Raw genomic sequence first — 18,951 nt, forward strand, 5'->3', positions numbered from 1 at the left:
TCTCGCTCGTGCCGCGCCTCAGCCCTTGGACTGAGGCTCGGCGGCGGCGCCGACGGGCATGCCCGATCCGCCCGCCTGCTTCTTGCCGAGCACGGCCTCCGTGATGGAGTTCGGCAGCGGCAGCGGCTTCTCGAACAGGCCGAGGAGCGGCATCGCGATCAGGAAGTAGGCGAAGTAGAGGATGGTGAAGATCTGCGAGAGGATGACGTAGATCCCCTCCGCCGGACGCGAGCCGAGCCAGCCGAGCATCAGGCAGGTGACCACGAAGGCCCAGAACAGCACCCGGAACACCGGCCGGTAGGAGCCCGAGCGGACCCGCGAGGTGTCGAGCCAGGGCAGGAAGGCCAGCACCGCGATCGAGGCGAACATCAGGATCACGCCGAAGAGCGCGTCCGGAACGGCGCGGAGGATCGCGTAGAAGGGCAGGAAGTACCATTCCGGCACGATGTGCGCCGGCGTCGCCGACGGGTTGGCCGGGACGTAGTTGTCCGCATGGCCGAGATAGTTCGGCAGGTAGAACACGAACCACAGGTACACGATGAAGAAGCACACGATCGAGAACGTGTCCTTGACGGTCATGTACGGGTGGAACGGCACCGCGTCCTTGCCCGACTTGATCGGCACGCCGGTCGGGTTGTTGTTGCCCGGCACGTGGAGCGCCCAGACGTGGAGCATGGCCACGCCGAAGATCATGAAGGGCAGGAGGTAGTGCAGCGAGAAGAAGCGGTTGAGCGTCGGGTTGCCCACCGAGTAGCCGCCCCAGAGGAACGACACGATGGTGTCGCCCACGAGCGGGATCACCGAGAACAGGTTGGTGATCACGGTGGCGCCCCAGAACGACATCTGGCCCCACGGCAGCACGTAGCCCATGAAGGCGGTGGCCATCATCAGGAGCAGGATGATCACGCCGAGGATCCACAAGACCTCGCGCGGCGCCTTGTAGGAGCCGTAGTAGAGGCCGCGGAAGATGTGGATGTACACCGCGATGAAGAAGAACGACGCGCCGTTGGCGTGCAGGTAGCGCAGCAGCCAGCCGTACTCGACGTTCCGCATGATGTGCTCGACCGACGCGAAGGCGTGGTCGGCGTGCGGCGTATAGTGCATCGCCAGCACGATGCCGGTGACGATCTGGACGACCAGCATCACCATCAGGATCGCGCCGAAGGTCCAGAAATAGGTCAGGTTCCGCGGCACCGGGAAGGCGACGAAGGACGAGTGGACCAGGCCGATGATCGGCAACCGGCTCTCCAGCCACTTCGCGGCGGCGTTCTTGGGAACGTAGGTGGTGGGATGTGAGCTCATGGGTCTCGCCTGCTTCAGTCTCGCCTGATCGGCTCTCGTTCGGATTTCCGTCAGATCGCGGCCGGGTCGGCCCGGCCGCGGGGGTCGAGCGGTCCGCGCCTCAGGCCGTCTCGCCGATGACGATGCGGGTGTCGTCGACGAAGCGGTAGGGCGGGACCGGCAGGTTGATCGGGGCCGGGCCCTGGCGGATGCGGCCGGACGTGTCGAACACCGAGCCGTGGCACGGGCAGAACCAGCCGCCGTACTGGCCCTGGAAGTCGAGCGGCACGCAGCCGAGATGGGTGCAGTTGCCGTAGATGATCAGCCAGTTCTCGCGACCGGCCATCACGCGCGCCTCGTCCGGCTCGGGATCCTTCAGGTCGGCGAGCGGCGTGGCGCGGGCGGCCTCGATCTCGGCGGGCGTGCGGTTGCGCACGAAGATCAGCGCGCCGCGCCAGAACATCTTGACGATCTGGCCCTCGGCGATCGGGGTCAGGTCGACCTCGATCGGCGCGCCGGCGGCGACCGTCTGCGCGTCGGGGGCGAGCTGGGCGATGAACGGCCAGGCGGCCGCGGCGACGCCGACCGCGCCCACGGCGCCGGTCGCCAGGAACAGGAAGTCGCGCCGGGTAGGCTCTTGCGCTGTGGTGGTCTCGGCCACGTCACTCTCCCGAGCAGGGTTTCGAACTGGTCTTCGCGCAGCGCGCCCTCGAAAGGACACGCCTCACGGTCAAGCTGCGCGGACCTTGCCGGGGGAAGTGCATGAGCGCCCGCGCACAGGCAATGCGACCGGGCGTCGCCCGCGCGGCGATGCCTTTGGCACGGCGACGCTCGTCTGTCCATAGCTGGAACGGTTCCAGAAGGCCGCATGGGGGGATTTGCGTAGCAAACGCCTGTGCGCAGAGCCTGTTTTCCGCGACGGCAGGCTGCCGCGGCGCGGCCCGGGCGCGCCGCGGTGGGCGGCCGCGCGAATCGTGCGCGCGGCGAGATGGCGCAGCGTTCGGGGGGATGACGATGGCTGCAGAGGCCGGCGATCTGGTTGGGAGCACGTCCGAGGAAGCCGCGCTCGGTTCGCGCGTGACGACAATCTGATGGCATTGACGGCCGACGTCGCTTCGATTCGTGGAGATTTAGATTTCAGGTGTGCGGACGTGCGTGCGCCTAGCCCTTGCGGCCGACGCCGATGCTGACGTTTGACCTCACCACGCCTTGACCCGCTGGCCGAGGTTGTACATTCTCTTCACATATCTCGGATCTGGAGACCGGTCGTGCACAAGCAGATGGTTCTCACCGCAGTCGTATTGCTCGCCAAAATTGATGTTCTGAGTGCGAGCAATCCTGAGTATAAGTGTGAGCCTGGCACAGTTTCACGAGATGCGGTCGCCGTGGCCTATTCCGACGTCGACGTGAGTGCCTACTCGAATCGAGATGCGGGTATCTGCACGTTCGCCGTTGGCGGAGCAGATAAGGAAGGGGCCACGATCAGCTCAGAAGCGCAGCCGATCGAAGATGTTCTTCGTTCAGCATTGTCAGGAGAGACTTTGCCGCTTGCGCGCCGCCTTTCCACGGCGAGGTCAATTGTTGAAAAGCGAAGTTCTGAACTCGATGAATTCATTGCCAGCCTTCTTAATGAAGGCGAAATTGGTGCATGCATAGAAGCATTATTTGAAGCAAGTGCAGGCGACTATATGGACATCGATACTGGAGAAGTGCGAATCTCATGTGTGGTTGTCCAGCCTGGAGAAAGTGAATTTTTTATCACGACAGAACAAACTATGCATCTGCGCTCCCGAGTTGGTCGAACGGGTGATAGCCTTTTCATACCCGCCCCGGCCCTGCAATGAATGGGGACCGCAACGAGCGGAACCCGGGCTGGCGAGAGTTCTTGAGCGGGTTCTGGAAGCAGCTCACCCTTGGTATATTGGTTGCGCTCTCTGTTTCTGCTATAGGATACTCATTTTGGCATATATATGATCGCGTGAATAGCGAGCCGATCACCGCAGAAATACGTCCGCGAGATGGACAGACGAGCATACGCCCTTTCTTCGAACTTGCCATCAAACCTGCGCTTGGTGCGTATTGTAGTGAACCAGCGTGGGTTCGATACCTTGGCGAGAAAATCATGCATGCGGAATGCCAGCGCATCAGATTTGAACCGCATGACCTCATCGATATGGAGACACGCCGCGACTTCAAAGAATCTGCCGAACCGATTGAAATCCTCGAATTGTTCATAGAACGCCACCAAGACTGTCTTAAACTAGAAATATTAGAAGATACTTATCTGATATTAGAGGCTGATAATTCTGCGATTATCAGTATTGGCGGCGCTGAAGTCTGCCCATGAGCTTCGACGAAGTTTCTGGAGGCGCGACGACCGACATGTCGTCGCTGCCCTCCCGATCTTCCCGACGCATTGCGCGTCTCCTCCTTTTCTAGCCTCGGAGATCGCCTCCGGTCGGGTATCGCGTTCGCCCCGCGAACGTGCGTCCCGCATCCGCGTTCCGTGGCGCCGTCAGCCGCCGGCGGGATCGGTCTCGCCGTCGCGCTCGTCCGGCGAGGGCAGGATGCCCGAGCCCGGCGTGGCGTCCGGATTGATCAGGTCCGGCCGATCGTGCGGGCCGGCCGGTGGCATGCGCTCCTTCTTCTCCGGCTCCGCCTTCTCCCGGCGCTCTTCCTCCTCGCGGCGGCGCGCCGCCTCGTCACCTTCGCGCTCGGTCGTCATGACGTCCTCCCGTGTTACGCCGACACGCCGGGACAACGCGGAGCGCGGCGGCGACGTTCGGTCCCGCCGGCGGCGGATTGCCCGGGCGCGCGCCGCGGGCTAGGGACGGGCGTCCGTGTCCCCCGCGTCCCGAAGGAGCCGCCCGCGTGCCGGCCTACGCCCTCCACGGCTACGTCATCGTCAGCCGCGACGATCGCCTCGCGGACGCGCAGGGACGCTTCCCCGAGGCCCTGCGCAACGATGCGGACTGGGCCTATTTCCAGGCCGGCCTCGACCGCGCCGACGCCACCCTGCTCGGCCGGCTCTCGCACGAGGCGAGCCCGAACCATCGCAACCGCCTGCGCATCGTCGTTTCCGGATCGGCCCGCGGCGTCGAGCGGCGCGCCGACGCCTTCTGGTGGAACCCGGGAGAGGCGAGCCTCGCCGAGGCGCTGGCGGCGGCGGTCCCGGAGGGCGGGGAGATCGCCGTGCCCGGCGGGCGGGCGGTGTTCGACCTCGTCGGGCCCGCGCGCTTCGGCGCCTTCCACCTCGCCCGCGCCCACGACGTCGCCATCCCCGACGGCCGCGGCGTCTTCGCCGCCTGCGAGACCGGGGCGTCCGCGGAGGACCTGCTGCGCGAAGGCGGGCTCGTCGCCGGGCGCGCCACCTGGCTCGACGAGGATGCGCGGGTCTCGCTCGCGGTCTTTACGCGCGCGACGATCGGGGAATAATCTCCCCGCGCGCCGCGCTGGGCGAGCCGCCGGGATCGCCGCCATGACCGACACCCCACAGTCCCGCTCCGATCTCGCCGGCCGGCTCGGCGCGCTGGGCCTGCCGCCCGAGACGGCGACGGCGATCGCCGGCGCCGCGAAGACGGCGAAGCTGCGCCGCGGCGCCGTCGCGTTCCGGCCGGGCGACGAGCCGGCGCACTGGCTGCTGGTGCTGTCGGGCCGGCTGCGGGTCTCGCTCGTAGCCGAGACGGGCCGCGAGATCGTGCTCTACCGCGTCGGCCCGGGCGAGAGCTGCGTGCTGACGACCTCGAACCTTCTCGCCTGCACCCCGCAATCGGCCGAGGCGCTCGTGGAGGAGGACGCGGAGGCGGTCCTGCTCGAGGCCGCGACCTTCCGGCGGCTGCTCGGCGCCTCCGCCGCCTTTCGCGACGACGCGCTCGCGGCCTACGCGTCGCGGCTCTCCGAGCTCGTCCACGTGCTCGAGGACACGGTCTTCCACGCGCTGCCCCAGCGCCTCGCCCGCGCCATCCTGGCCCGGGCGGGCGAGGGCGGCGTCGCGCGCGCCACGCATCAGGACCTCGCCGCCGAGCTCGGCACCGCGCGCGAGGTCATCACGCGCACGCTCAACGCCTTCTCCCGCGACGGCCTCGTGACCCTCGCCCGCGGCGAGATCCTGGTGCGCGACCGCGAGCGCCTGACGACGCAGGCGCAGGCAGGGTAGAGGCGCGGCCCTCCGGGATCGCCCTGAGTGACGAGGTCACCGAGCTTCGGACGGGGCCCGGGCTACAACGTGTCCGAGGGCGCCGGCGGAGAGGCCGCCGGCCGAACCACCCGAGGAGACACGTCATGACCCGCAACATGGGCGGCATCGACCGCGCCATCCGCATCGTCGCCGGCCTTCTGCTGATCGCCTTCGCGCTCGGGCTGGGCTTCCCGCAGACCGGCTGGAACGTGGTGGGCTGGATCGGCGTCGTCCCGCTCCTCACCGCCCTGATCGGGTGGTGCCCGGCCTACAGCCTGATCGGCGTGAACACCTGCTCGCGGGCGAGCAACGCCTGAGGCCGCTCTGTCGCCCGAACGACACGCCGCGCGCGGAACGTGTCGCGCGGCGTCTCGCTCGGCTTGATTTCCCCCGACGCCTTCCGCATCGTCGCGGCACTGCGATGCGGCGATGTGGAGGGTGCGGGCGATGCGCAAGGCGGTTCTGGCTCTGGTCTCGGCTCTGGCGGCGGCGTTCGCCGCGCCCGCCTTCGCCGCCGATTACGGCGTGCGCGCCGAGGACCGGCTCGGCGGCTGGTACTACGGCGCGCCCCCGGCCGAGCAGCGCACCATCCCCTTCGACGGAACGGTTCCGGCCTGCGACGCGCCGACGATCCTCGCGACCATCTCCGCCGAGTTCAATCGGCGCGAGGCGCGCTTCTGGGATTCGGGGCTGCGTATCGTCGGCATCGACCACGTCCGCTCGGTCGCCTTTCGGCCGTGGGGCGACAGCTTCTATCCGCGCCGTTTCTGCACCGCCGTCGCGCATGTCGCGCTCGGCGAGCATGTTCGCCAGCACCGGGTCAACTACCTGATCCGCGAGGAGCTCGGGGTCTTCGTGCAATCCTCGCACGATGTCGAATGGTGCGTCATCGGCGTCGAGCGCCATCTCCACGCCGCCCCGAACTGCGAGATGATGCTGCCCTGACGCGCGGCTTCGCGCAGGCGGGGACGGGCGGCGCGCGCGCTTGCGCGGCCGCCGCCCGCCGTGGGACAACGGACTGTCGTCCGTTTACACAGGAAGTCGTCACATGATCCTGCGCTCGTCTCCGGCCTCGCCTTTCGGGCGCAAGGTCAAGCTCGCCGCCGCCATTCTCGGCCTCTCCGACCGCATCGAGGTCGTCCCCGCGGACACCAACGACCCGGCGGACGATCTGCGCAGCCAGAATCCGCTCGGCAAGATCCCGATCCTGATCACGGACGCCGGCGAGCCGATCTACGATTCCCGGGTCATCGTCGAGTATCTCGACGATCTCGCCGGCGGCGGGCGGCTCATCCCGGCCGGCGAGGCGCGCGTGCGCGTGCTGCGCCTGCAGGCGCTCGCCGACGGCATCATGGACGCCGCCATCATCCAGATCTACGAGACGCGCTGGCGCGCGGAGGATCGGCGCGAGCCGAAATGGGTCGCCTACCAGGCCGAGAAGGTCTCCCGCGCGCTCGCCGTGCTCGAGGCCGAGGCGGACGCGCTGGGGGATCGCCTCGACGCGGGGACGATCACGGTCGCCTGCATGCTCGGCTATCTCGACTTCCGCTTCGCCGGCGCCTGGCGCGCCGGCCATCCGAAGCTCGTCGCCTGGCTGGACGCCTTCGCCGCCCGCGTGCCCGCCTTCGACGAAAGCCGCCCGAGCTGAGGGGCGTGGCCGGCGCGCCGGCCTCACTCCATCACGGCCGCCTTGAGGATGCACACCATCGTCGCGCGGCCGGGCTCCTCTCCGACGCAGCGCACGGTATGAGGCCGGTCGCAGCGGTAGCGCAGGGTCTCGCCCTTCCGGGCGTGCTGGATCACGCCCGCCACCTCCACCGCGAACTCGCCCTCGAGAACCGAGAGGTGCTCGACCGAGCCGCGCTGGTGCGCCTCGGAATCCAGCACGCCGCCGGGCTCGGAGAGGACGTCGTACCATTGCAGCCACTCGACGGTCTTGATCCAACCGATGATGGCGAGGCGCATCTTGCCGTCGTCGGAGACGAGGATCGGCGTATCGGCGCGCGACGACTTCTGGATGAAGGGCTCGTCATCCACCGTCGCGAGCACGCGCTCGATGGAGACGTCGAGGGCCTGGGAGAGACGCCAGATCGTGGCGAGCGTCGGGTTGGTCTCGTTGCGCTCGATCTGGCTGATGATCGACTTCGCCACGCCCGACTGCTCGGCGAGCTCGGAGAGGGACAGATTGTAGGCCTTGCGCAGACGCTGGATCGTCTTGCCGAGCTGTCCCGAGAGCACCTGCGCCCCCGCCTCGAGCTCGCGCGTGCGCTCCTTGCCTTCGACGCCCATGAGGCACCTTCCCGCAGCGGCGTTCGTCAAGCAGAACGCCCGTTTGTCACTTCGGACGCACCATGCCGAAGCGGGCAGGGCCGCGCAAGCGATTCCGAGCCCGGGTTCCATGCCATCGGCGCCACGGGGCGCCGCGATACGGAGGGGCTCAGCCGCTGATGCGCTCGACCAGCACGTGGCCGGTGTCGACCTCGCGCTCGAGGGGGGCGTCGCCGCGCATGCGGGCGAGGACGAGGCGCGCCGTCTCGCGCCCGACGAGGTCGCCGGAGGGGCGGATCGTGGTGAGCGGCGGCACGCAGGCGGCGGCGAAGGGCAGGTCGCCGAACCCGACGAGGGCGAGGCGCTCGGGCACGGCGAGGTCGCGGCGCTGCGCCTCGAAGAGCGCGCCGAGCGCGACGAGGTCGTTCGAGGCGCCGACGCCGTCGAGGCCCGCGACCTCGCGCAGCGCCCGGTCGAGGAGGAGGGCGCCGGCCTGGGGATCGGCGGGGCCCGGATGGTTGAGGATCGCGGCGTCCGCGCCCTCTGCGCGGGCCGCGGCGGCGAAGCCCTCGGCGCGCTGGGCGGCGCGCCGATCCTCCTGCATGCGCGCCCCGACGAAGGCGAGGCGGCGTCGCCCGCGCCCGGTCAGCCGGCGCGCCGCCGCGGCGCCGGCCTCCGGATGCGAGAAGCCGACCCCCATGTCGATCGGCGGCGCCCCGCGCTCCCAGATCTCGACCACGGGCACCCGCGCGCCCTTGAGCAGGGCGCGCGTGCCCTGGGTGTGCGCGAGCCCCGTGAGCACGATCGCCGCCGGCGCCCAGGAGAGGGCGGCGCGGACGAGAGCCTCCTCGCGGGCGAGGTCGTATTCGGTGTGGCCGAGCAGCACCTGCAGGCCCTGCGGCGCGAGCGCGGATTCGAGGGCCGCCACCGTCTCGGCGAAGAAGGCGTTGCGCACGGAGGGCACGATCAGGCTCACCACCCGCGAGCCCGCCGCCGCGAGCCCCCCCGCGACGAGGTTCGGCACGTAGCCGAGATCGGCCACCGCCCGCGCGATCGCCTCGCGGGCGAGGGGCGAGACGCCCTTCGGCCGGCGGAAATAGAGCGAGACGGTGGAGGCCGAGACGCCGGCCGTCGCAGCCACCTCCGCCATCGTCACCGCCTGCATCTTCCGGCGCCCCCGCCGAACCGTCCCGGTCTCGTCCATTCGCCGTTCTCGTCGCAGCGCTGCGATACAGGAGACGGTGGCGGAGCGGGCGGGGGATGTCAAACGGCGCAGGGGAGGGGCGCGCGGGTCGAGCTTTTTCCTTCCCTGTAGGGGAAGGTGGCGCCGCGCGTAGCGCGGCGACGGATGGGGCGCGCCGAAGGCGCGTTCCGCGAAGCGGAAGTCCCCGGCGGCGACCGTCTCACCCCGTCGATTTCGGCTTCGCCGAACGCGCGTGCCGCGCGCCCCATCCGTCTCGGCTGCGCCGAGCCACCTTCCCCTACAGGGAAGGAGAAGGGGCGGCGCGCTCTCCATCGAGCGTCCGGGATCGAGGGTGCGCGAAATCCCCTCACCCCGACCCACCTCCACGAGGGAGAGGGGAGGCTGGCCGCGCTTTCCGCAAGCCTGTGCGCCCCCGCCCCATCCGCCCGCGCATCATCCGCATTGCGTCGGATCTTCGCAGCGCTAAGATGCGCGCCCGGAGGACGCCGATGACCACCCGCCGCACCCTCGAGAGCCTGCGCTCGCAGCGCTGGTACGCCGCCGACGACATGCGCGCCTTCGCGCATCGCCAGCGCACGCAGCAGATGGGCATGCGGCGCGAGGAGTTCATGGGCAAGCCCGTGGTCGCGATCCTCAACACCTGGTCCGACATGAGCCCCTGCCACGCCCATCTGCGCGAGCGCGCGCAGGCGGTGAAGCGCGGGGTCTGGCAGGCGGGCGGCTATCCGGTGGAGCTCCCCGCGCTCTCGGTGGGGGAGGTGATGGTCAAGCCCACCACCATGCTCTACCGCAACTTCCTCGCCATGGAGGCGGAGGAGCTCTTGCGCTCGCACCCGGTCGACGGCGCGGTGCTGCTGGGGGGCTGCGACAAGTCCACGCCGGGCCTCCTGATGGGCGCCTTCTCGATGGACCTGCCAGTGATCTACTGCCCGGCCGGGCCGATGTCGAACGGGCAATGGCGCGGCGTGAAGACGGGCGCGGGCACCCACACCAAGAAATACTGGGACGAGTACCGCGCCGGGCGCCTCTCGGCGCAGGACTGGGTCGACCTCGAGAGCCGCATGACGCGCTCGGCCGGCACCTGCAACACGATGGGCACGGCCTCCACCATGACCTCCATCGTCGACGCGATGGGGCTCACGCTGTTCGGCGCTTCCTCGATCCCCGCCGTCGATTCCGGCCACAGCCGCATGGCGGCCGCCTGCGGCGAGCGCATCGTGCAGATGATCTGGGACGACGTGCGCCCCTCCACCATCCTCTCGCGCGAGACCTTCACGAACGGGCTCGTCGCCTACATGGCGATGGGCGGCTCGACCAACGCCGCCGTCCACCTCGTCGCCATGGCGCGGCGGGCGGGGGTGGACCTCACCCTCGACGACATGGCGGCGGTCTCCGCCCGCATCCCGGTTCTGGCGAACCTCTTCCCCTCGGGCGACTACCTGATGGAGGATTTCTGGTTCGCCGGCGGGCTCCCCGCGCTGCTCAAGAAGCTCGCGGCGCATCTCGATCTCTCCCGCCCGACGGTGGAGGGCCGCACGCTCGGCGAGGCGCTCGACGGCGCGCAATGCTGGAACGACGACGTCATCCGCGATCTCGACAAGCCCGCCGTCCCGCTGGAGCAGGGCCGCACGCTCGCGGTCCTGCGCGGCAATCTCGCCCCCGACGGCGCGGTGATGAAGACCTCGGCTGCGAGCCCGAAATTCCTGCGCCACGAGGGCCGGGCGCTCGTCTTCGACGACCCCGGCGCGATGAAGGCCGTGATCGACGATCCCGATCTCGACGTCGACGAAAACACCGTTCTGGTGCTCCGCAACGCCGGCCCCGTCGGCGCGCCGGGCATGCCGGAATGGGGCAACCTGCCGATCCCCAAGAAGCTGCTCCAGGCGGGCGTCCGCGACATGGTCCGCATCTGCGACGGGCGCATGAGCGGCACGCATTACGGCACCTGCGTGCTCCACGTCTCGCCGGAAGCCGCGATCGGCGGGCCGCTCGGGCTGCTGCGCACCGGCGACATCGTCGCGCTCGACGTGCCGGCCGGGCGTATCGACATGAAGGTCGACGACGCCGAGCTCGCCCGGCGCAAGGCGGATTGGACGCCCACCGCCTATCGCTACGAGCGCTCCTTCGCCGCCCTCTACCAGCGCCACGTCTCCCAGGCGCACGAGGGCTGCGACTTCGACTTCCTCGCCGGGGGACCCAGCGTCCCCGAGCCGCCGATCTATTGAGGCCGCCATGATCGACATCACCAACCGCTTCAAGAGCCGCCTCGCGGCGGGACCCTCCGCGCCGCTCGGGAGCTGGCTGATGGCGGCGGCGCCCGCCACCGCCGAGGCGATGGGGCACGTCGGCTTCGACTTCCTCGTCGTCGACATGGAGCACGTGCCGATCGATCTCGGCGACCTCGCCCACATCCTGCGCGCCATCGGCTGCACGGGCGCGGCGCCCGTCGTGCGCCTGCCCTGGAACGACCAGGTGATGATCAAGCGCGTGCTCGATCTCGGCGCCGAGACCCTGATGGTGCCCTTCGTCGAGAGCGCCGAGGAGGCGCGCGCGGCGGTGTCCTTCGTCAGGTACCCGCCGCACGGCGTGCGCGGCGTCGCCGCCGTCCACCGCGCCTCGCGGTTCGGGCGCGCCGCCGACTACCTCGCGCGGGCCGGGGAGGAGACGGTCACGATCGTTCAGCTCGAGACGCCGCAGGCCATCGCGCGGCTCCCCGAGATCGCGGCGGTGGAGGGCGTCGACGCGCTCTTCGTCGGCCCGGGCGACCTCTCCGCGGCGATGGGCCGGATGGGGCAGGTGGGGCATGCGGAGGTGCAGGCGCTCATCGCCGAGGCGGCGAAGGGCGCGAAGGCCGCGGGCAAGCCCATCGGCATCGTCGGCCCCAATCCCGAGATGGTCGCGCGCTTCCTCGATTACGGCTATTCCTTCGCGGCGGTCGCCTCCGACGTCGCGATGATGACGGGGCGCGCGGCGGACTGGCTCGGAACCCTGCGCGGCGCGGGCGCGTCCCCGCAAGGGGCCGCCGCCGGCGGCCCGAGCGCCGCCTACTGATCCACTCCCGACAAGCGCCGAGTTCCATGGCCGATCCGACACCCGACACGCCCGATCTCGTCCGGCTCGCGAACGGCGAGCTGAGCCTCGCGGTGGCGCCCCATGCCGGCGGGGCGATCGCCTCCTTCCGGTTGGGCGACACGCCGCTCCTGCGCGAGGCGAGCGAGGAGGCGCTGGCCGCCGGGGAGGCGACGCAGACCGCCTCCTTCCCGCTCGTGCCCTTCTCCGGCCGCATCGCCTGGGCGACCTTTTCCTTCGGCGGGGAGGAGCACCGGCTCGCGCGGAATTTCGGCGACAACCCGCACTACCTCCACGGGCTGGGATGGCGCAGCCGCTGGTCGGTCGGGCCGCGGGGCGCGAACGCCGTCACCCTCGTCCTCGATCACGACGCCTCGAGCCCGGATGCGGCCCGCCATTGGCCCTACAGCCTGCGCGCCGAGCTGACCTATGCTCTCGAGCCCGACGCGCTGACCATGACCCTCGCGGTCGAGAACCGCGACGCCCGCCCGATGCCGGCGGGGCTCGGCTTCCACCCCTACTTCCCCCGCCGCCCCGGCGCGACCTTGCGCTTGCGCGCCGCGAGCGTCTGGCTGCCGGACGAGAACGAGATCCCGACGAAGCGCGAGGCGCCCAAGGGCGACACCGACTTCTCCTCGGCCAAGGCGGTCGAGACGGTGACGCTCGACAACGCCTTTTCCGGCTTCGGCGGCAAGGCGGAGCTGACCTTCCCCGACCGCCGCGTCGCGCTCACCATCGATGCGGAGCCCTTGTTCTCGCATTGCGTCGTCTTCGTGCCGCCGGGCAAGGACTTCTTCTGCGTCGAGCCCGTCTCGCACATGCCCGACGCGATCCACCGCATGGCCGAGGTGAAGGACCACGGCCTGCGCATCCTCGCCCCCCACGAGCGCCTCGTCGGGACGGCGCGCATCGCCGTGGAGCGCCTGCCATGAAATCCGACGTCCGCCTCGCCCTCGATTGCGCGGCCGAGCTCGGCGAGAGCCCGGTCTGGGACGCGCAGGAAGAGGCCCTTTATTTCGTCGACATCAAGGGCCGCGCGCTGCACCGCTTCCATCCCGAGAGCGGCGCCCATGCGATCGCCGGCGTTCCGGAGGACATCGGCTGCGTCGGGCTGACCAAGGGCCGGGCGCTGATCGCCGGCATGCGCTCGGGCGTGTTCCTGATCGGCCGCGACGGCGCCGTCCTGAAGAAGCTCGCCGACAATCCGGAAGACGAGGCCTGGTCGCGCTTCAACGACGGCGCCGTCGACCCCGCCGGGCGCTTCCTGGTGGGCACGATCGACGAGGCGCGCGAGGGCCGCGCCAGCCTCTACCGGCTCGACCGCTCGGGGCTGACGAAGCTCGTCGGCGGGCTGATGACCTCGAACGGCCTCGCCTTCTCCGCCGACGGGCGCAGCGTCTTCCATGCGGACACCCCGCGCTTCACCGTCACGCGCTACGCCTACGACCCCGCGAGCGGGACGCTCGGCGAGGGCGATGTGTTCTGCCGGCTCGACGACACGGCCGCCGATCGCGCCCGGCCGGACGGCGCGGCGCTCGACGTCGAGGGCTGCTACTGGACGGCGCTGTTCGAGGGTGCGCGGATCCAGCGCTGGTCGCCGCACGGCGCGCTCCTCGCCGAGATCCCGATCCCGGCGCGCTGCCCGACGATGGTCGCCTTCGGCGGGCCGGAGCTGAAGACGCTCTACGTCACCACCGCCGGCGGCGGGCGGCCGGAGGACGAGCGCGCGCGCTACCCGCACGCGGGCGGCCTGTTCGCGCTCGACGTCGAGGTCCCCGGCCGCCTCGAGCCCCTCTTCGACCCGGACGTCTGAGACCATGAGCCGAGACGACGCAACGACCCGCTACGCCAGCGCCCGCTACGCCTCGCTGAAGGACGCGAGCGTCGTGATCACCGGCGGCGCGTCGGGGATCGGCGCGGAGATGGTGCGCGCCTTCGCGGCGCAGCAGGCGCGCGTCGCCTTCCTCGACGTGGACGAGGCGAACGGGGCGGCCGTCGCCGCCGAGACGGGGGCCGCGTTCGAGCCCTGCGACGTCACCGACATTCCGGGCCTGCGGGCGACGCTCGCGGGGATCGAGGCGCGGCAGGACGGCGTCGGCGTGCTCGTCAACAACGCCGGCAAGGACGACCGGCACGCCATGGAGAGCGTGGAGCCGGACTATTGGCGCCGGGCGCTCGCGCTGAACCTCGACCACCAGTTCTTCGCCACCCAGGCGCTCGCGCCGGGAATGGCCGCGCGCGGCGGCGGCTCGGTGATCCTGCTCGGCTCGATTTCCTGGATGCGCGGGCGCCCCGGCTTCGTCGGCTACACCACGGCGAAGGCCGCCATCAACGGCATGACGAAGACGCTGGCCCGCGAGCTCGGCCCCTCGGGCGTGCGAGTGAATTGCCTCGTGCCCGGCGCCATCCGCACGGAGCGGCAGGAGAAGCTCTGGCTCACGCCCGAGCTCAACCGGCAATTCATCGACCTGCAGGCCCTCAAGTTCCGGCTCGACGCGAGCCACGTCGCCCGCATGGCGCTCTTCCTCGCGTCCGAGGAGAGCGCCGGCTGCACGGGCACGAACTTCGTCGTCGACGCCGGCCTCACCCAGAACTGAAAGACAAGGACCCCCATGCGCATCGTCCCCGTGGACGACGGCTTCGACCTCTTCCTCGCCGAGCGTCTCGTCCTGCGCCATCGCCCCGACCGGCCCTGCCTGTTCGTCGGCCACGCGGAGCCGCGCATCGCGATGTATCGCGGCAATTTCGAGATCGAGGACCATGTCGAGGAGCGCGTCGGCCTGCGCCACGCCGCGATCGCGGGCCGGCTGATCGCCTTCTCGGCGCACGAGGGCGAGAAGCCCCGCCTCGTCGTCGCGGTGGAGGAGGACGGGATCGAGGAGGGCGCCCTCGTCTTCGTGGAGGCGCATCAGCGCATCAACCGGCTGTGGCTGCGCGTCGAGGCGGAGGCGGGCGAGCGGGTCTTCGGCGGCGGCGAGCAGATGTCGTATTTCGACCTCTCCGGCCGCAAGTTCCCGCTCTGGACCTCCGAGCCGGGCGTGGGGCGCGACAAGAAGAGCGAGATCACCTTCCAGGCCGACAAGCTCGGCGGCGCCGGCGGGGACTACTGGCACACCAACTACCCCCAGCCGACCTTCCTCTCCACGCGCCGTTACGCGCTCCACGTCGAGACGACGGCGTATTCCGCCTTCGATTTCCGCCGCACGAGCTTCCACGAGATCGAGGTCTGGGCGGTGCCGGAGCGCGTGTCCTTCCACGGCGCGCGCTCGTTCGAGGGGCTGGTCTCGCGGCTCTCCACCCGCTTCGGCCGCCAGCCGCCGCTGCCCGAGTGGCTGATGAACGGGGCGATCATCGGCCTCAAGGACGGGGCGAATTCCTTCGCGCGGCTGGAGAGATACCTCGAGGCCGGCTGCGCGGTCTCGGCGCTCTGGTGCGAGGACTGGGTCGGGGTGCGCGACACGACCTTCGGCCGGCGCCTGTTCTGGGACTGGCGGGCGAACGAGAACTGGTATCCGCGGCTCGAGGAGGAGATCGCCCGGCTGCGCGAGCGCGGCATCCGCTTCATGGGCTACGTCAACCCGTACCTCGCGGTCGACGGCATCCTGTTCGAGGAGGCCGAGGCCGAAGGCCATCTGGCGAAGGACGCCGCGGGCGGGACCTACCGGGTCGATTTCGGCGAGTTCGATTGCGGCGTCGTCGACTTCACCGCGCCCGCCGCCTGCGCCTGGTTCGAGGAGCGGGTGATCGGCCAGGAGCTGATCGACAAGGGCCTGTCCGGCTGGATGGCGGATTTCGGCGAGTACCTGCCCGTCGACGTCGTGCTCTCGGACGGCTCGGATCCGCTGCTCATGCACAACGCTTGGCCCGTCCTCTGGGCGGAGGTGAACGCCCGCGCCGTCGGGAATCGCGGCATGACCGGCGAGGCCTTGTTCTTCATGCGCGCCGGCTTCTCGGGCGTGCAGCGGCATTGCCCGCTGCTCTGGGCCGGCGACCAGTCGGTCGACTTCTCGCGCCACGACGGGCTCGTCACCGTGATCTGCGGGGCCTTGTCCTCCGGCCTCGTCGGCAACGCCTACCACCATTCGGACATCGGCGGCTACACGAGCCTGTTCGGCAACGTGCGCACGGCCGAGCTGATGATCCGCTGGGCCGAGATGGCAGCCTTCACGCCGGTGATGCGCACGCACGAGGGCAACCGCCCGCGCGAGAACCTGCAATTCGACGACAGCCCCGAGCTCCTCGCCCATTTCGCCCGCATGACCCGGATCTGGAAGGCGCTCACCCCCTATCTGCGTACGCTGATCGCCGAGGCGCGGGAGGCGGGCCTGCCCTGCCAGCGCCCGCTCTTCCTGCATTTCGAGCAGGATCCGCGCGCCTTCGAGACGCAGGAAGCCTATCTCTACGGCCGCGACCTCCTCGTCGCCCCGGTCTGGCGCGCCGGCGAGCGCAGCTGGACGACCTACCTGCCCGCGGGCGCCGACTGGGTGCACGTCTGGTCGGGCCGGGAGATCGCGGGCGGGCAGGAGGCGGAGGTCGCCGCGCCCTTCGGCGAGCCGCCGGTGTTCTACCGCCAGGACAGCGCCTTCGCCGAGCTGTTCGCGAGCCTGCGCAACGTGGCGTGAAGGGGGTGTCATCCCGGACGGCGAAGCCGATCCGGGGCCCATACCCGCCGGCGCTCGTCTCGCGACCTTCAGGTCGCATCGCGAGCCCTCTGCCGAGCCGAAAATAGCGCGGGACCGAGGGGAGGGACGCGGCGTAAACGCCGCTCGGGATGCGATGGCGGTTCTGGGTCCCGGATCGCCTTCGGCGTCCGGGATGACAGCCCACACTTGTCATCCCGGACGGCGAAGCCGATCCGGGGCCCATACCCGCCGACGGCGATCTTGCGACCTTCAGGTCGCATCGCGAGCCCCGTGCCGAGCCGAAAATGGGGCGGGACCGAGGGGAGGGACACGGCGTCGACGCCGCTCGGGAACCGATGGCGGTTCCGGGTCCCGGATCGCCTTCGGCGTCCGGGATGACAGCCCGTACTTGTCATCCCGGACGGCGAAGCCGATCCGGGACCCATACCCGCCGGCGCTCGTCTCGCGACCTTCAGGTCGCATCGCGAGCCCCGTGCCGAGCGTAGATTTGCGCGCGGGACCGAGGGGAGGGACGCGGCGTAAACGCCGCTCGGGAACCGATGGCGGTTCTGGGTCCCGGATCGCCTTCGGCGTCCGGGATGACAGCCCACACTTGTCATCCCGGACGGCGAAGCCGATCCGGGACCCATATGTGGACGGCCCCTGGTCTGCAAGAGGGTCGAGCCGGCTCATCGAGATCGCCTGCACCCATATGTCCGACCTGTTCGCGCGGCCCGAGGGCCGCTGGCCAAGATGGGTTACGCTTGATCGGGCGCCGAACATACCCGCGATTTCATCGCGCCATTGGGTCCCGCGGCTTGGCCCGATCATCGACGTGTCGATGGTCCACCTCTCGTTCCTGCAGGTCACGCCCTCGCTTGTCGGCCCCGGAGGGCACGGCGGGCGGCGGGCGTCTCGGGCGCGCCGGGGCGGCCGCAGGTGCGGCCGGCCGGCGCGAAACGGGGTGCGGCGGCGCTCACGCCGCGGCCTCCAGCGGCTCGAGGGCCGGGCCGTGATCGCGGTCGAAGCGCGCGCCGGAGGCGAGGAGCTTCCACAGGATCCGCGCCACCCGGTTGGCCAGCGCGACCGCGACCTCCTTGAACTTCTTCTTGGGCAGGAGCCGCGCCGCCCAGGCGACGAGCCGCCCGCCGCCGCAGGCCTCCTCGCCGCGGCGCTTCACCTGCTGGAGCAGCGCCGTCGCCGCGCAGACGAGATCGGCCCTGAGCGCCATGTCGCCCGCGCGGGTAATGGCGCCGAGGCGCTGCCTGTTGGCGGTGGTGTGGTCGCGCGGAGTGAGCCCGAGCCAGCCGGCGAAGGCGCGTCCCGAGCGGAAGCGCCGCGGATCGCCCACCGCCACCATCGTGCGCCAGGCCACGACCGGGCCGACGCAGGGCACCTCCATCAGCCGGCGGCAGGCCTCGCTCGCCCGCGCCGCCTTCACGAGCGCGGCCTCCGCGGCCGCGACCCGCGGGCCGAGGCGCTCCCATTCGTCGGCGAGATCCTCGAAGACGAGCCGCGCGTGCGTCGGCAGGTCCGTGCGGGCGAGGATCTCGCCGAGGATCGTGGGGATGTATCGGGCGCCCTGCGGAGCCACGATCCCGAGCTCGGCGGCGTAGCCGCGAACGCGGTTGCCGATCTCGGTTCGGCGCGCCTGGAGCGCCCGCCGGTGGTCGACGAGCATGGCGGCCGCCTGCTGCGCCTCGCTCTTGATCGGCACGAAGGTCGTGTCCGGCTCCCGCACGGCCCGGCAGATCGCCCGGGCGTCGGCGGCGTCGTTCTTGTTGCGCCCGACGAAGGGCTTGGCGAGCTGGGGCGGCACGATGCGCGCGTCGTGGCCCATGGCGACGAGCTCGCGCGCGAGAAGGTGCGCGCCCCGGCACGCCTCGATCCCGATCAGCGTCGGCGCAAGCGCCGAAAGCTTCTTCTTCATCCGCGCCGGCGTCCCGCTCTCGCGCCAGACCTCCCGGCCCGACGCGTCCGCGCCGGACACCGCGAAATGAGCCTTGGACGTGTCGATGCCGATCGCGCTAAACTCCTTCATGGACGGTCCCTCCCTCAGATCGAGCTGCAGATACTCCATCTTGGCACACAGATGCCGCCGGGTGGGGCCGTCCACACCAACATACCCGCCGACGGCGATCTTGCGACCTTCAGGTCGCATCGCGAGCCCCGTGCCGAGCCGAAAATGGGGCGGGACCGAGGGGAGGGACACGGCGTCGACGCCGCTCGGGAACCGATGGCGGTTCTGGGTCCCGGATCGCCTTCGGCGTCCGGGATGACAGCCCACACTTGTCATCCCGGACGGCGAAGCCGATCCGGGACCCATACCC

At 70.4% G+C, this 18,951-nt stretch carries 19 protein-coding genes; 13 read left to right on the plus strand and 6 right to left on the minus strand.

The genetic code is table 11. The features are described from left to right. Positions 1-18 precede the first annotated feature (18 nt). Both ABL310_RS05920 and petA read right to left on the minus strand, forming a co-directional pair. Positions 19-1,302 carry a cytochrome b/b6 gene (locus tag ABL310_RS05920; protein WP_349370770.1) on the minus strand — a complete coding sequence of 428 codons (1,284 nt, stop codon included), beginning with the start codon at positions 1,300-1,302 and terminating at the stop codon, positions 19-21. Positions 1,303-1,402: 100 nt separating this feature from the next. Then, a complete protein-coding gene (gene petA, locus ABL310_RS05925; RefSeq protein WP_349370771.1) occupies positions 1,403-1,942 on the minus strand; it encodes a ubiquinol-cytochrome c reductase iron-sulfur subunit in 540 nt (179 codons plus the stop codon). A 607-nt stretch (positions 1,943-2,549) separates the two neighbouring features. Between petA and ABL310_RS05930 the strand changes: the two genes are divergently transcribed. Both ABL310_RS05930 and ABL310_RS05935 read left to right on the plus strand, forming a co-directional pair. Further along, positions 2,550-3,125 carry a hypothetical protein gene (locus ABL310_RS05930; protein ID WP_349370772.1) on the plus strand — a complete coding sequence of 192 codons (576 nt, stop codon included), beginning with the start codon at positions 2,550-2,552 and terminating at the stop codon, positions 3,123-3,125. Between the two features lie 41 nt (positions 3,126-3,166). Next, on the plus strand, positions 3,167-3,628 hold the full coding sequence (locus ABL310_RS05935) for a hypothetical protein (protein ID WP_349370773.1): 462 nt from the start codon (positions 3,167-3,169) through the stop codon (positions 3,626-3,628). 168 nt (positions 3,629-3,796) lie between these two features. Here the strand turns inward: ABL310_RS05935 and ABL310_RS05940 are convergent, their stop codons facing one another. Next, positions 3,797-4,006, minus strand: a complete 210-nt coding sequence (locus ABL310_RS05940; protein ID WP_349370774.1) for a hypothetical protein — start codon at positions 4,004-4,006, stop codon at positions 3,797-3,799. Positions 4,007-4,152: 146 nt separating this feature from the next. Here ABL310_RS05940 and ABL310_RS05945 point away from each other — a divergent pair, with 146 nt between their 5' ends. From ABL310_RS05945 to ABL310_RS05965, 5 genes are all read left to right on the plus strand, one after another. After that, on the plus strand, positions 4,153-4,716 hold the full coding sequence (locus ABL310_RS05945; protein WP_349370775.1) for a hypothetical protein: 564 nt from the start codon (positions 4,153-4,155) through the stop codon (positions 4,714-4,716). Positions 4,717-4,759: 43 nt separating this feature from the next. Beyond that, entirely contained in the window at positions 4,760-5,437 is a 678-nt protein-coding gene (locus ABL310_RS05950) for a Crp/Fnr family transcriptional regulator (RefSeq protein WP_349370776.1), read from the plus strand. Positions 5,438-5,562: 125 nt separating this feature from the next. Further along, positions 5,563-5,775 (plus strand): DUF2892 domain-containing protein, encoded by a 213-nt coding sequence (locus tag ABL310_RS05955; protein ID WP_349370777.1) that lies wholly within the window; start codon positions 5,563-5,565, stop codon positions 5,773-5,775. Positions 5,776-5,905: 130 nt separating this feature from the next. Further along, complete coding sequence (locus ABL310_RS05960; RefSeq protein ID WP_349370778.1) at positions 5,906-6,403, plus strand: hypothetical protein; 498 nt, start codon at positions 5,906-5,908, stop codon at positions 6,401-6,403. Between the two features lie 103 nt (positions 6,404-6,506). Further along, on the plus strand, positions 6,507-7,106 hold the full coding sequence (locus ABL310_RS05965; protein WP_349370779.1) for a glutathione S-transferase: 600 nt from the start codon (positions 6,507-6,509) through the stop codon (positions 7,104-7,106). A 23-nt stretch (positions 7,107-7,129) separates the two neighbouring features. Here ABL310_RS05965 and ABL310_RS05970 read toward each other — a convergent pair whose 3' ends face one another. After that, positions 7,130-7,747, minus strand: a complete 618-nt coding sequence (locus ABL310_RS05970) for an XRE family transcriptional regulator (protein ID WP_349370780.1) — start codon at positions 7,745-7,747, stop codon at positions 7,130-7,132. A gap of 148 nt (positions 7,748-7,895) precedes the next feature. Beyond that, positions 7,896-8,930, minus strand: coding sequence for a LacI family DNA-binding transcriptional regulator (locus ABL310_RS05975; protein WP_349370781.1), 1,035 nt, complete (start codon positions 8,928-8,930; stop codon positions 7,896-7,898). A gap of 488 nt (positions 8,931-9,418) precedes the next feature. Between ABL310_RS05975 and araD the strand changes: the two genes are divergently transcribed. Genes araD through ABL310_RS06005 form a run of 6 tightly spaced genes read left to right on the plus strand, consistent with a single transcriptional unit; the run spans position 9,419 to position 16,621 of the window. Next, positions 9,419-11,155, plus strand: a complete 1,737-nt coding sequence (gene araD, locus ABL310_RS05980) for an L-arabinonate dehydratase (RefSeq protein ID WP_349370782.1) — start codon at positions 9,419-9,421, stop codon at positions 11,153-11,155. A gap of 7 nt (positions 11,156-11,162) precedes the next feature. Further along, the gene (locus tag ABL310_RS05985; RefSeq protein ID WP_349370783.1) at positions 11,163-11,981 is read left to right on the plus strand and encodes an aldolase/citrate lyase family protein; all 819 of its coding nucleotides are present in this window, start codon (positions 11,163-11,165) and stop codon (positions 11,979-11,981) included. A gap of 26 nt (positions 11,982-12,007) precedes the next feature. Next, positions 12,008-12,931, plus strand: a complete 924-nt coding sequence (locus ABL310_RS05990) for an aldose 1-epimerase (RefSeq protein WP_349370784.1) — start codon at positions 12,008-12,010, stop codon at positions 12,929-12,931. Next, positions 12,928-13,812, plus strand: a complete 885-nt coding sequence (locus ABL310_RS05995) for an SMP-30/gluconolactonase/LRE family protein (RefSeq protein ID WP_349370785.1) — start codon at positions 12,928-12,930, stop codon at positions 13,810-13,812. The genes ABL310_RS05990 and ABL310_RS05995 overlap by 4 nt, the downstream gene beginning before the upstream one ends. A 4-nt stretch (positions 13,813-13,816) precedes the next feature. Further along, positions 13,817-14,596 (plus strand): SDR family oxidoreductase, encoded by a 780-nt coding sequence (locus tag ABL310_RS06000; protein ID WP_349370786.1) that lies wholly within the window; start codon positions 13,817-13,819, stop codon positions 14,594-14,596. 15 nt (positions 14,597-14,611) lie between these two features. Then, positions 14,612-16,621, plus strand: a complete 2,010-nt coding sequence (locus tag ABL310_RS06005) for an alpha-glucosidase (protein ID WP_349370787.1) — start codon at positions 14,612-14,614, stop codon at positions 16,619-16,621. A gap of 976 nt (positions 16,622-17,597) precedes the next feature. On the opposite strand, the gene ABL310_RS06010 is transcribed toward ABL310_RS06005, so the two are convergent. Then, a complete protein-coding gene (locus ABL310_RS06010) occupies positions 17,598-18,662 on the minus strand; it encodes an IS110 family transposase (protein ID WP_349370788.1) in 1,065 nt (354 codons plus the stop codon). Positions 18,663-18,951: the final 289 nt, after the last annotated feature.

This window comes from Salinarimonas sp., from assembly GCF_040111675.1.
GTDB lineage: Bacteria > Pseudomonadota > Alphaproteobacteria > Rhizobiales > Beijerinckiaceae > Salinarimonas.

Bases quoted from the DNA above. Each gene is read 5' to 3' on its own strand.
- ABL310_RS05955 (WP_349370777.1), top strand. From the start codon at position 5,563: ATGACCCGCAACATGGGCGGCATCGACCGCGCCATCCGCATCGTCGCC.
- ABL310_RS05950 (WP_349370776.1), top strand. From the start codon at position 4,760: ATGACCGACACCCCACAGTCCCGCTCCGATCTCGCCGGCCGGCTCGGC.
- ABL310_RS05975 (WP_349370781.1), bottom strand. From the start codon at position 8,930: ATGGACGAGACCGGGACGGTTCGGCGGGGGCGCCGGAAGATGCAGGCG.
- ABL310_RS06010 (WP_349370788.1), bottom strand. From the start codon at position 18,662: ATGAAGGAGTTTAGCGCGATCGGCATCGACACGTCCAAGGCTCATTTC.
- ABL310_RS05990 (WP_349370784.1), top strand. From the start codon at position 12,008: ATGGCCGATCCGACACCCGACACGCCCGATCTCGTCCGGCTCGCGAAC.
- ABL310_RS05985 (WP_349370783.1), top strand. From the start codon at position 11,163: ATGATCGACATCACCAACCGCTTCAAGAGCCGCCTCGCGGCGGGACCC.
- ABL310_RS05970 (WP_349370780.1), bottom strand. From the start codon at position 7,747: ATGGGCGTCGAAGGCAAGGAGCGCACGCGCGAGCTCGAGGCGGGGGCG.
- ABL310_RS06000 (WP_349370786.1), top strand. From the start codon at position 13,817: ATGAGCCGAGACGACGCAACGACCCGCTACGCCAGCGCCCGCTACGCC.
- ABL310_RS05960 (WP_349370778.1), top strand. From the start codon at position 5,906: ATGCGCAAGGCGGTTCTGGCTCTGGTCTCGGCTCTGGCGGCGGCGTTC.
- ABL310_RS05995 (WP_349370785.1), top strand. From the start codon at position 12,928: ATGAAATCCGACGTCCGCCTCGCCCTCGATTGCGCGGCCGAGCTCGGC.
- ABL310_RS05940 (WP_349370774.1), bottom strand. From the start codon at position 4,006: ATGACGACCGAGCGCGAAGGTGACGAGGCGGCGCGCCGCCGCGAGGAG.
- ABL310_RS05920 (WP_349370770.1), bottom strand. From the start codon at position 1,302: ATGAGCTCACATCCCACCACCTACGTTCCCAAGAACGCCGCCGCGAAG.
- ABL310_RS06005 (WP_349370787.1), top strand. From the start codon at position 14,612: ATGCGCATCGTCCCCGTGGACGACGGCTTCGACCTCTTCCTCGCCGAG.
- araD (WP_349370782.1), top strand. From the start codon at position 9,419: ATGACCACCCGCCGCACCCTCGAGAGCCTGCGCTCGCAGCGCTGGTAC.
- ABL310_RS05965 (WP_349370779.1), top strand. From the start codon at position 6,507: ATGATCCTGCGCTCGTCTCCGGCCTCGCCTTTCGGGCGCAAGGTCAAG.